The organism is Anaeromassilibacillus sp. An172, from assembly GCF_002160515.1.
Taxonomy (GTDB): domain Bacteria; phylum Bacillota; class Clostridia; order Oscillospirales; family Acutalibacteraceae; genus Limousia; species Limousia pullorum.
The window spans coordinates 63033-75426 of record NZ_NFKS01000004.1; the positions used below are offsets into that span (position 1 = coordinate 63033).

Here is a 12394-nt window from a genome sequence, read left to right on the forward strand (position 1 = left end):
TTTTGTGAATTTATGCTTTATTTAAGTTTTGGCGAAAATTGATAAGAAAAATTGAAAATTGATATACTGTATATTGATTTTGTTGTACAATTATTTTTATGACAAAAACTATATTTTGTTTATATTTTATGAAACGATATAACGATATAAATATAAAAATAATTATATATATTTAAAATATATTTGATTTTATTGCTTTGTATCTTTTCGCTAATCTAAATGTAATAAAATATTTATCCAACTGGCAATTATGCTTTTTTATTTAATAAGAACAAAATATTATTTTTAATGCTGAACAGCGATTTTTATAAAAAAATCTATTTTTACGAAACTTTATAAAAAGTTTTTTAAATAAGCCAATTTTATCTATTTGATATATTTAATTTTTTAGAAAAGGAGTGTAAAAGTAGTGAAAATTGGAAATTTAAAATGGAGAAAAATAGCGTCCGCAGCGCTTGCCGGAATGATTCTTTTATCATCCCTTCCGGCTTTCTCCGCACAGGAAAAGGAGCCGCTTGTTTCCTCCGTTCAGGAAAACAGCGAATCTGACGCTCTCAGACTCTGGTATACCGCACCATCTTCTAAATGCGGAGCCAGCGGAGAGAAAGACATTTGGCAGCAGTGCACTCTCCCAATCGGAAACGGAGATATCGGTGCAAATGTTTACGGAGAAATTGTAAACGAAAGGCTTACATTTAACGAAAAAACTCTGTGGACAGGCGGCCCAAGTGAAAGCAGACCGGATTATAACGGCGGAAATCTTACTCAAAACGGTCAGAACGGCGAAACAATGAAACAAATTCAGCAGCTTTTCGCAGAGGGAAAAGACGCTGAAGCTTCAAGCCTGTGCAATAAATTGGTTGGCACAAGTGACGGATACGGCTCTTATCAGTCATGGGGCAATATCTATTTCAACCATACAGGACTTAATGAAAACAACATTACAGGTTATGTTCGTGATTTGGATTTGAATAATGCAATCGCAAGTGTTGAATTTGATTCAAACGGAACACACTATACAAGAGAATATTTCATAAGCAACCCGGACAATGTTCTTGTGGCTCATTTCACAGCAGAGGGTTCGGACAAGCTTAATATGGAGATAACTTTCCCATCCAACCAGGGCGGAAAGACAGTGGCAGAGGGCAACAGCCTTTACCTTGCCGGTGAGGTAAGCGACAACCAGCTTAAATATGACTCAGTTCTTAAAGCTGTGACAGAAACCGGAAAGGTTGACGCTTCCGGAGATAAGCTTGTTGTAAGCGGAGCCCAGGAGCTCACTGTATATGTAAGCGCAGATACAGACTATAAAAACGAGTATCCTAAGTACAGAACAGGTGAAACAGCGGAAGAACTCCACGAAAAGGTAAACACTACAGTGGAAAATGCCGCTGCAAAACCATATGAAGAGGTTAAAAACACACATGTTGAGGATTACAGCGACCTTTTCGGAAGGGTTGAGCTTGATTTGGGACAGTCTGTTTCAGACAAAACAACAGACGCACTTTTGAAAGCTTACAACAACGGAACAGCAACTGAAGAAGAGCAAAGACAGCTTGAAGTTATGCTTTTCCAGTATGGACGTTACCTGACAATAGCTTCTTCAAGAGAAAATTCTGAACTTCCATCAAACCTCCAGGGTGTATGGAATAATGTGAACAATCCTCAGTGGAGTTCAGACTATCATATGAACGTAAACCTTCAGATGAACTACTGGCCTACATATTCCACAAATCTTGCAGAGTGCGCAGACCCCCTTATAAGATACGTGGATTCACTGAGAGAGCCGGGAAGAGTTACAGCCGCTATTTATGCAGGTGTTGTAAGTGAAGAAGGGGAAGAAAACGGCTTTATGGCTCATACCCAGAACACACCATTCGGATGGACTTGTCCCGGATGGGCATTTAGCTGGGGATGGTCACCGGCTGCTGTTCCGTGGATTTTGCAGAACTGCTGGGAGTATTACGAGTACACCGGTGATTATGATTACATGGTAAATAATATCTATCCAATGCTTCGTGAAGAGGCAATGCTCTACAACTCCATGCTTATAAAGGACGAGGACGGAAAATATGTTTCATCACCAACATACTCTCCTGAGCAGGGACCTTACACAGCAGGAAATACATACGAGCAGTCATTGATTTGGCAGCTTTTTGAAGATGCAATAACTGCCGGAAAGCTTGTAGGCGAGGACGAAGAGGTTATCGCCCAGTGGCAGGAAAAGCAGGATAATCTTAAAGGACCTATCGAAATAGGTGACGACGGACAGATTAAAGAATGGTACATAGAAACTTCATTTAATAAGGACGAAAACGGAAACACATTGGGCGAGGGCTACGGTCACAGACATCTTTCCCATATGCTTGGTTTGTTCCCGGGCGATCTTATTACAGAGGATACACCTGAATGGTTCGAGGCTGCAAAGGTTTCAATGAATATGAGAACTGATTCCAGCACAGGCTGGGGTATGGGCCAGAGAATAAACACATGGGCAAGACTTGGCGACGGAAACAGAGCTCATAAGCTTATCACAGACCTGTTTAAATCCGGTATTTACATGAACCTCTGGGATACACATCCTCCTTTCCAGATTGACGGTAACTTCGGTATGACCTCAGGTGTTTCCGAAATGCTTGTTCAGAGCAACGCCGAATATATAAATCTTTTGCCGGCTCTCCCTGATGAATGGGCAGACGGAAGCGTAAGCGGTCTTGTTGCAAGAGGCAATTTTGAAATCACAATGAACTGGGAAAACAAGTCAATTCAGACTGCAACTTTGCTTTCAAATAACGGCGGCGAAGCTATAGTACAGGCTGACAGAATTTCCCTTGGAACAGTTAAAGACAGCGACGGCAACTATGTTGATTTTGAAGTATTAAAGGACAACAGAATTTCCTTTGAAACAGAGGCAGGAAAGAGCTACACAATCTCATCAATTCCTGCTGAGGAAGAAAAGGCAGAATCTCCTGCAAATATCAAGGCATACAAGCTTACAGACGGACAGACAGAAATCCTCTGGGACGCTGTTGACGCAGAAAATGCAGTTTACAATGTATACAGACAGATTAACGACGGCGAATGGTACCTTATCGGAACAGATATCTCCGATTTGAGCTTTAAGGATACTGACGCTTACGATGTTTTGGGAACCTTATCCTATAAGGTTTCTGCCGTTATAGACGGTGAGGAAACAAAACTCAGCGATGCAGTTTCTGTTATGGACATGAGAAACATGGCAGGAATGATGGACGACCAGGATTCCAGAATAGTTTACAGCGGAAACTGGGGCAACTGGACAGGGGACGCCGACAACTACAAGGGAACAATCAAATTCCTTGAAACACCGAATGGCAGTGAAACAATTTCCCTTACCTTCTGCGGTACAGGTATTGAGGTTCTCACCTGCAAAAACCACGACAGAGGAACAATGAGGGTTGATATCGACGGAGTTGACATGGGAACAGTCGATACATATTCTCCTACAACACAAAGACAGGTTAAAATATTCTCTAAGGATGATTTGGAGTACGGAATACACACAATAACACTTACAGCTACAGGCGAACATTCAGCTCAGAGTTCAAAGGCAAAGCTTGAGTTTGACGGATTTAATGTACTTGACAATTCAGTGGTCTATCCTGAATCACTGAAGGTTGTGTCATCAAACGGTATTACCACAGTTTCCAAGGCTGATACACAGCTTCAGATGAAGGCTTACAGTATGCCTGAGGGAACAGAAAATACAGGCGTTGTATGGTCTGTTGAAAGAAAGAGCGGAAACACAACTGCAAAGATAGACGAAAACGGACTTTTGACACTTGACGGTGAAAACGGCGTTGTAACAGTCAAGGCATCTATGAAGAACAACGGTAATATAGCCGGAACTGTAGATATAACAGTTGCAATTCCAACAGAGAATGATAACTATGAAATAGTAGAGGATTCCGTAAATAAGAAAAATCCGAACCCTGCTATTACTTGGAACGGTTCATGGTCAACATGGGCAGGCGAACCCACAAGACACCATGGCGGCACAAAGACAGACGGTTCAAGAGCCGGCAGTTCATTTAGCTACACCTTTACAGGAACAGGAATAGAGCTGTATGCTCAGAAGAACCTGAAATACGGCAAGTACACAGTTGTTCTTGACGGTGAGGACGCAGGAGAAGCAAGCCTTGTAGGTACTGTTCAGGGCGGCGAAGACCAGCAGCTTGTTTATTCAAAGCTTGGCTTGGAAAATAAAGAGCACACAATCACATTTACAGTTGCCGCAGTTGACGGAAATACAACCGTAAATATGGACTATTTCAAGGTTTACAAACCATCTGAAGAGATTGTTGATAAATCACAGCTTCAGGAAGCAATAGAAAAGTACGGCGACAGAACAGAAGCCGAGTACACACAGGAAGCATGGGCTCCTTTTGAGGCTGCAATGAAAGCTGCTGTAGAGGGAATGAACAGCAGTGAAACAACAGCAGAGCAGGTACAGACACTTGCAGACAATCTGAACAAAGCAGGCGAAGAGCTTGACAAGCAGGAAATTGTAGCCCCTGAATTTGCAGAGAACGCAAAGGCTGTAGTTTCAGGAATAGAGTCCGACAAGGTTACTCTTATCTGGGATAAAGCCGAATGTGCAGTGTCCTATAAGGTTGTTGTAAAGGACAACGAGGGCGCAGAGGTTAAGACAGCTGAGACAGATAATAGCTATTTGCAGATAAATGAGCTTAACCCGAATACAGAATATGTATTTGAAGTTTACGGAGTAAACAGAAACGGAAAAGCTTCCGAAACTCCGTTGACCGTAAAGGGAACAACAGCGGCTCCAATCGACAACGAAGCTCCTGCACAGGTTACAGGACTTGCTGTTACTGAAATTTCCGGAGCAAATCAGGCTAAAATAACCTGGGAGAAATCCACAGACCCACAGGGCAGCGTGATTACTTATGAAGTTTATATCAACGGTATTAAGACTGCTGAAACCCAGGAAACAGAGTTTATTTTCGACATAATCGACGGCACATCCTATAGCATAAGAATAGTTGCTGTTGACGAGGCAGGAAACAAATCTCTGCCGGCAGTTTATAACTATGCTACCGGTTCACAGTCCGTAAAAGGCGACGTAAATAAGGACGGAAAAGCGGATGTAGAGGACGTTACCTTAATTCAGAAATTTATAGTTAAAATTGATTTAGGAGAAACTATATTTGATGAAAAGGTTGCAGATGTAAACGGTGACGGTGCAATCACAGTAACCGACGCAACAGAAATACAGATAATGCTTGGCCGCAGTTAATGTTTGTAAAAGTATAAATAAGATTTAACGGTCATAAAATTGGCTGTCAGCAAAGACTTTATAAACCTCTGCTGACAGCCTTTTTAATTAGACAATTCTATAAGACAAAATAAAAAGAGCTGATTTAAAATTATTAGTTTTAAATCAGCTCTGTATTTTCTCAGTCGAAAATGTATTTTTAGAACAAGATTATTTTGCGTAATCTATAGCTCTGGATTCTCTGATGATGTTTACTTTAATCTGACCCGGATATTCCAAATCGGATTCAATTTTCTTACAGATTTCTCTTGCCAGAGGAATCATACCCTCATCTTTAACAACCTCAGGTTTAATCATTATTCTGATCTCTCTGCCCGCCTGGATTGCGAAACATCTTTCAACTCCGTTAAATGAAGAAGCAACCTCTTCAAGCTTCTGAAGTCTCTTGATGTAGTTTTCAAGATTTTCACGTCTTGCGCCAGGTCTTGCAGCAGATATTGCGTCTGCCGCCTGTACTATGCAGGCAACAACTGTTTTTGCCTCAACGTCGCCGTGATGAGCCTGAATGGCATGGATAACAGCGTCGTTTTCTCTGTATTTTCTTGCAACTTCAACACCGAGTTCGATATGGCTTCCCTCGTGCTCGTGGTCAAGAGCCTTACCGATATCGTGAAGAAGTCCCGCTCTTTTTGCAACAGTAGGATCAAGTCCAAGCTCTGTGGCTATAAGTCCGCACAGATAAGCAACCTCTATTGAATGATTTAAAACATTCTGACCGTAGCTTGTTCTGTAGCGAAGTCTTCCCAAAAGCTTTATAAGCTCAGGGTGAATTCCGTTTACACCAACTTCGATGACAGCTCTTTCACCGTCCTGCTTAATGGCAAGCTCAACTTCACGTCTTGCTTTTTCCACTGTCTCTTCGATTCTTGCAGGATGTATTCTTCCGTCGGAAATAAGTTTTTCAAGGGCAACTCTCGCAATTTCTCGTCTTACAGGCTCGAAGCAGGAAAGTGCGATTGCCTCAGGTGTGTCATCAATAATAAGGTCTACGCCTGTAAGGGTTTCGATTGTCCTTATGTTTCTGCCTTCTCTTCCGATGATTCTTCCCTTCATTTCATCGTTGGGGAGAGGTACAACGGAAACAGTGGCTTCTGCAACCTGGTCAGCAGCCAATCTCTGGATTGCGAGTGTGATAATGTTTCTCGCCTTTGCGTCGGCTTCTTCTTTCAGCCTCTGCTCATACTCCATAATCTTGGTGGCTTTCTCATGGGTAAGCTCGGAATCAAGCTGTGAAAGCAGATAGCTTTTTGCCTGCTCTGCTGTGTATCCTGAAATTCTCTCAAGCATTTCAAACTGGCTGCTCTTAATCTTCTCGATTTCCTCCAGCTTTGCATCTGCATCCTTGAGTTTTTTGGATACCTTTTCTTCCTTAGCTTCCAAGTTGTCCAGTTTCTTGTCGAGGGTTTCCTCTTTTTGCTGTATGCGTCGTTCCTGTCGCTGAACTTCCTTGCGGCGGTCAGCAATCTCTTTTTCATTTTCACTGCGCAGACGATGAAGCTCATCCTTTCCCTCAAGAACAGCTTCTTTCTTCTTAGCTTCTGCGGTCTTTATCGCTTCGGAAACAATTCTCTTTGCTTCCTGTTCGGCACTGCCAATTTCTGCTTCTGCAATCTTTTTTCTTCTCTGTATACCAAGGTAAATACCTGCGGATATACCTATAAGAAGAGCTGCGACTGCAATCACAATGGCTAACCAAAACGGCATAGAATGGACACCTCCTTGATAAGTTTTGTTCAATTTTCAAGTTTCGAATAAAATATAATTTAAGAATAATTAAAAGCAATCAAGCTCAAGTACTTTTGGGATAACAAAAAATAAATAAAAAACGTCAGAATTTGGAAATGTCCCGAAATAGAAAAGAAAACAACACATATACACAAATGTACGGATAGTCATTGCAAGTTATCCCAAATGAGTAATAGTATTGTTCTTAATCCAAAACATATTCTTTTTTTAAAAATATTTTTTATATGTATATCCATCTGCCCTGAAAGGCGAGGTTTTATATCAATTAAAATATCCTAAAAATCAATATTCACAGGAATAAAATTTCCTATAACAGCCATTCTCCTATTTGAAAATAACGACATTCAATTTATTTATTTTCTTTATTCGCAAATAAAAACGCCGATACAGACGCTTTTCAGTACAAGACAATATTGATTGACCTGAAAGGAAAAGAGTTTAAAAAATAATACAATCTGTATTGATAAAAAGAATATGCAAAAAAGCATTTACAACCAATACATACTGTACTTGCTCGTATTCCTCACCATATATAGTAATATATTTTGTGTACATTGTCAAGATAAAACCTTGTAAATAAGTCACATTTTATTTAAAGTAAGGTTTAAACGGACTTGATATTAAATTTTTAAAGTACGAAAGGTAAAAATTTTATGTGATAAAAATGGGGAAATGGTCAAAACTTAAATATGCGTAAAAATAAATCGTAAAAATCATTGATTTGAACAAATATAATAATTTTTAATAACCGTTTTTGTCGCTTAAAGGGATTTTATTAAAAATATGTAAAATTTAAAAATTTTTTTCTTTATTTTCGTATAAGCTCTTGAAATTTTACGCTAAATGTAATATTATATAAGTACCATATTTTGTATTGGAGGAATTAAAAATGGCAATTAAAGTTGGTATTAATGGTTTTGGCCGTATCGGCCGTCTTGCTTTCAGACAGATGTTCGGCGCTGAAGGATATGAAGTAGTTGCTATCAACGATTTGACAGATGCAAAAATGCTTGCACACCTCTTGAAGTACGATTCAGCTCAGGGCCGTTATGCTCTCGCTGATAAGGTTGAAGCTAAAGAGAATTCAATCGTTGTAGACGGCAAAGAGATCACAATCTATGCTGAGAAAGACGCTAACAATCTTCCTTGGGGAGAGCTTGGTATCGACGTAGTTCTCGAGTGCACAGGTTTCTACTGCTCAAAGGATAAGGCTCAGGCTCACATCAACGCTGGCGCTAAGAAGGTTGTTATTTCTGCTCCTGCTGGTAAGGACCTTAAGACAATCGTTTACGGCGTTAACGAGAAGACTCTCACAGCTGATGATACAATCATTTCTGCTGCTTCCTGCACAACAAACTGCCTCGCTCCTATGGCTAAGGCTTTGAATGATTATGCTCCTATCAAGAGCGGTATCATGGCTACAATCCACGCTTACACAGGCGATCAGATGATCCTCGACGGTCCTCACAGAAAGGGTGACCTCAGAAGAGCTCGTGCTGGTGCAGTTAACATCGTTCCTAACTCAACTGGTGCTGCTAAGGCTATCGGCCTTGTTATCCCAGAGCTCAACGGCAAGCTCATCGGCGCTGCTCAGCGTGTTCCTGTTCCAACAGGTTCTACAACAATCCTCACAGCTGTTGTTGAGGGTACAGTTACTGTTGATGGCATCAACGAGGCTATGAAGGCTGCTCAGTCTGAGAGCTTCGGCTACAACACAGACCTCATCGTTTCTTCTGATATCGTTGGTATGAGATACGGCTCATTGTTCGATGCAACTCAGACAATGGTTACAAATCTTGACAACGGCACATCTCAGGTTCAGGTAGTTTCTTGGTACGACAACGAGAACAGCTACACAAGCCAGATGGTTAGAACAATCAAATATTTCGCAGAACTCTAATTAAATATTTGAATTCCTTTTAATACCCACGTGGGCGGGAAGACGGGAGTTTTCCTGCCCATGTTTTTTTAAATCTTATTTGTTAACTTTTTTTGAAAAAAATTAAAAAAAGTCTTGACAACAGCTATTGGTTTTGCTATAATAATCAAGCACGGTAACGGAAACGACCCTGTGATATGCGGATATGGCGGAATTGGCAGACGCGTATGGTTCAGGTCCATATGAATGCAAGTTCATGCAGGTTCAAGTCCTGTTATCCGCACCAATTATGGGAGCATAGCTCAGCTGGGAGAGCATCTGCCTTACAAGCAGAGGGTCATAGGTTCGAGCCCTATTGTTCCCACCAAGAGAGAGTACATTTTGTATTCTCTCTTTTTTGTTTTAATTAAACATTATGGATAAGTGATAAAGGTTTTCATTTGCCCATATTAGTCCTTGAAAAAGTTAAAGAACTGTTTTGCTTATTCTGTATTTTAAAGTATTTTATACAGAGTATTTAAAGCTCAATTAAAAAATTAACCCCGCTGTGACTTTTCAGCGGGGTTTTTGTAATTATAAGAATGTTACGCCGTTTTCAGGGTCGGCGGATTTTATTATTGCAAGTGACTCAAGGCGCACTCCCATTTCTCTGAGGATTTTTCCTCCGTCCTGGAAACCTTTTTCAATCACAATTCCACAGCCGGCAAGCTTTGCGCCTGACTGTTTTACAATGTCGATAAGTCCCAGCAAAGCCTGACCTTTTGCCAGAAAATCGTCGATTATGAGAACATTGTCCTCGGGGCTGAGATATTTTTTTGATACCTGAACGTCATAGGTAATTCCTTTGGTAAATGAGTGAACCTTGGATTTGTAAAGTTCTCCGTCAAGATTTTTTGACTGGGTTTTCTTTGCAAAGATAACAGGAACATATCCGAAGTGACCGGAGGTCAGTGCGGCAATTCCGATGCCTGAAGCTTCGATGGTGAGAATTTTAGTAATTTTCTCGTCTGCAAATCTTTTTGCAAATTCCTCTCCTATTTGATTAAGAAGCTGTATATCCATTTGATGATTTAAAAAGCTGTCAACTTTAATAATGTTTCCGGCTTTTATGTGTCCGTCCTTTAAAATTCGCTGTTTCAAAATTTCCATAAGACATGTAACCCCCAGAAGTGAATATACACTATATTTTATCACATCTCGACGAGAAATACAATTATTTTTATTTGTTTATGAAATTTTATCTGAAAGATTTAATAGTCTTTATTTTTAAATATTTTCAAAGAACACCAGTAGGATATAAATAATGACAGATAACCAAGTATACTGCATATCCAGAATATTGTAATTAAAGTATTTGTATCCATATATACCCCGTAATAATTGACATAGCGGTAAGCGCTGCCTCCTTCATCATAGTAAATATAATTGTGCGCCTGTGAAATACAGGCATAATATATAGGAAAGACCACGCACAGAAAGGCGAACAATGAAATAAAAATTCCTTTTAAAGGGCTTGATGAGTAAGCGCAGGGGATAAATACAGCTACGGTTATGCAGATAAAAAGAATGGCAGAAGATGAAAAGAGAATTAAATCAAAATATGCGGCAGTATTTGACTCGAGAATAACTCGGATACTTCCAAAGAAAAGCATGGTAATTTGTATCAATACGATTAAACCTGTTGATACAATGAATTTCTCTCCCACGATTTCTTTTTCTGACAAAGGAAGGGACTTTACATATTTATTCCAGCCTGAGTTATACTCATTTGAAAAAAGTCCGTAGATTGCAATTGTGGGCAGCCAAAATAATATAATAAGATTTTTCATGGCGTCACTGCTTAAAGGAGCTGTCAAAACTAAAGCGTCAATAAATAAAAGTACAGATACAGGCAAGGCGATATATTTTAAATCTTTTATCAACAAAGCTTTCATAAAAATTCCCCTTTCCTAAAAATTTTAAAAATCACGTTTTTCAAATAGATGACAGGTTACAAGATAGGATATGAACATGATTGCGATGCTCATTATAAATACTGAAATATAAAATGCCATGGGGTAGCCTTGGTAGGGAACAGCCGCAGGATTTAAAATTTTTGCCTGCAATGTAAACATGAGATAAATAACTGTAAATAATAAAAAGAACATAGCCGCAGCACTTTTAATTCCCATACCTATGGCGGCAGGCAGTGATATTGAAAGGGATACCACCGCCGTAAGGTAAGCAATCATAGCAACAGCGATAATTGCTGACGGTTCAGTGTTTGAACCAGATGCCATAGAACCGGCAAATCCCCATAATACAAGGAATATACCTGTAAACAAAGCTATACACAGGGCGAGAGTGTATTTGGCTCGTACAATGTCTTTTCTTTTGATTGGCAGAGCTAATGAGAAGCTGCTCCAGCCTGAAGCGTTGTCTTTGTCTATTATATTTATAAAAGGTAATAAAGCGATGAGAACGAGAAATATTAAAAGGTCATATCTTTGTTCTATATGTCCTGTTGAAAAAATAATAAATGTTAAAAGTAAAAACGAAAATATGCCGGGCAATATGGCTTTAAATTCTTTTTTCAAAATGCTGTTCACGGAAATCACACCTTTATCATATGAATAAGCACGTCTTCCAAGGTTGTTTTCTCTGTTTCTAAGTCAATACCGTTTAACTTGCTTTTGTCCAAAATAAGCTTCAAGCTGTAGTTTGTGTTTTCCACGCTGATTACGGCTTCTTTTGGTATATCGTTGTACTGTTCCGTTGTGCAGTTGCAGAGAACGTATTTTTCAAGAATTTCGTCCTTTTCTTCAATAAACTGTATCTGTCCGTTGTCTATAAGGCAGATGTAGTCGCAGAGTTTTTCCAAGTCGCTTACAATATGTGAGCTTATAAGCACAGAGCAATCCTCTTCACGGGTAAATTCAAAGAGTATATTTACAATTTCGTCACGGGCTACAGGGTCAAGACCTGTTGTGGGTTCGTCCATGATAAGGAGCTTTGCGCCGTGGCAGATGGCTGTCATTATGGAAAGCTTTGCTTTCATTCCCTTTGAAAATTCCTTTATCTTTTGGTCAAGGGAAAGATGAAACTTTTTTGCATATTCAAGGAAAAGAGGTTCGTTCCACTCTCTGTAAATACCGCCCATAAGCTTGTTTATTTTTATCAGTGTGTAGTTTTCATCAAATATTCCGCTGTCGGGAACATAGCCTATATATTGTTTTGTGTATTTAAAATGTTTTCTGTTGTCACAGCCGAGAACGGTAATAGTGCCGCTGTCGGCTTTTGCTATGCCCAAAATTAGCTTTATAAGGGTGGTTTTACCGGCTCCGTTTTTTCCAACCAGTCCCATGATGCAGCCTGTGGGCAGGTTAAGATTTATGTCCTTCATTGAAAACTGTCCCAAAGTTTTGTTTACGTCTTTGATTTCTATAGCGTTCATA

7 protein-coding genes and 2 tRNA genes are annotated in these 12394 nt (G+C 39.8%); 4 read left to right on the plus strand and 5 right to left on the minus strand.

Features of this window, described 5'->3' with window-relative positions:
* Positions 1 to 409 precede the first annotated feature (409 nt).
* Entirely contained in the window at positions 410 to 5296 is a 4887-nt protein-coding gene (locus B5F08_RS03165; protein WP_087376382.1) for a glycosyl hydrolase family 95 catalytic domain-containing protein, read from the plus strand.
* A gap of 189 nt (positions 5297 to 5485) precedes the next feature.
* Here B5F08_RS03165 and rny read toward each other — a convergent pair whose 3' ends face one another.
* Entirely contained in the window at positions 5486 to 7039 is a 1554-nt protein-coding gene (rny, locus tag B5F08_RS03170) for a ribonuclease Y (protein WP_087376383.1), read from the minus strand.
* Between the two features lie 931 nt (positions 7040 to 7970).
* On the opposite strand from rny, the gene gap reads away from it, so the two are divergent.
* The 3 genes from gap to B5F08_RS03185 all read left to right on the plus strand — a co-directional run bounded on the left by gap (position 7971) and on the right by B5F08_RS03185 (position 9327).
* A complete protein-coding gene (gap, locus tag B5F08_RS03175; protein WP_087376384.1) occupies positions 7971 to 8981 on the plus strand; it encodes a type I glyceraldehyde-3-phosphate dehydrogenase in 1011 nt (336 codons plus the stop codon).
* A gap of 178 nt (positions 8982 to 9159) precedes the next feature.
* Positions 9160 to 9246 (plus strand) — tRNA-Leu (locus B5F08_RS03180).
* Positions 9247 to 9251: 5 nt separating this feature from the next.
* A tRNA-Val gene (locus tag B5F08_RS03185) sits at positions 9252 to 9327 on the plus strand.
* 206 nt (positions 9328 to 9533) lie between these two features.
* Here the strand turns inward: B5F08_RS03185 and B5F08_RS03190 are convergent.
* From B5F08_RS03190 to B5F08_RS03205, 4 genes are all read right to left on the minus strand, one after another.
* The gene (locus B5F08_RS03190; RefSeq protein WP_087376385.1) at positions 9534 to 10109 is read right to left on the minus strand and encodes a xanthine phosphoribosyltransferase; all 576 of its coding nucleotides are present in this window, start codon (positions 10107 to 10109) and stop codon (positions 9534 to 9536) included.
* 101 nt (positions 10110 to 10210) lie between these two features.
* Complete coding sequence (locus B5F08_RS03195) at positions 10211 to 10894, minus strand: ABC-2 transporter permease (RefSeq protein WP_087376386.1); 684 nt, start codon at positions 10892 to 10894, stop codon at positions 10211 to 10213.
* A 24-nt stretch (positions 10895 to 10918) separates the two neighbouring features.
* Positions 10919 to 11548: an ABC-2 transporter permease gene (locus B5F08_RS03200; RefSeq protein WP_158096197.1), complete on the minus strand. Its 630-nt coding sequence runs from the start codon at positions 11546 to 11548 to the stop codon at positions 10919 to 10921.
* A gap of 5 nt (positions 11549 to 11553) precedes the next feature.
* A complete protein-coding gene (locus tag B5F08_RS03205) occupies positions 11554 to 12393 on the minus strand; it encodes an ABC transporter ATP-binding protein (RefSeq protein ID WP_087376388.1) in 840 nt (279 codons plus the stop codon).
* Between the last annotated feature and the right edge of the window lies 1 nt (position 12394).

Bases quoted from the DNA above. Each gene is read 5' to 3' on its own strand.
- gap (WP_087376384.1), top strand. From the start codon at position 7,971: ATGGCAATTAAAGTTGGTATTAATGGTTTTGGCCGTATCGGCCGTCTT.
- B5F08_RS03205 (WP_087376388.1), bottom strand. From the start codon at position 12,393: ATGAACGCTATAGAAATCAAAGACGTAAACAAAACTTTGGGACAGTTT.
- B5F08_RS03190 (WP_087376385.1), bottom strand. From the start codon at position 10,109: ATGGAAATTTTGAAACAGCGAATTTTAAAGGACGGACACATAAAAGCC.
- rny (WP_087376383.1), bottom strand. From the start codon at position 7,039: ATGCCGTTTTGGTTAGCCATTGTGATTGCAGTCGCAGCTCTTCTTATA.
- B5F08_RS03195 (WP_087376386.1), bottom strand. From the start codon at position 10,894: ATGAAAGCTTTGTTGATAAAAGATTTAAAATATATCGCCTTGCCTGTA.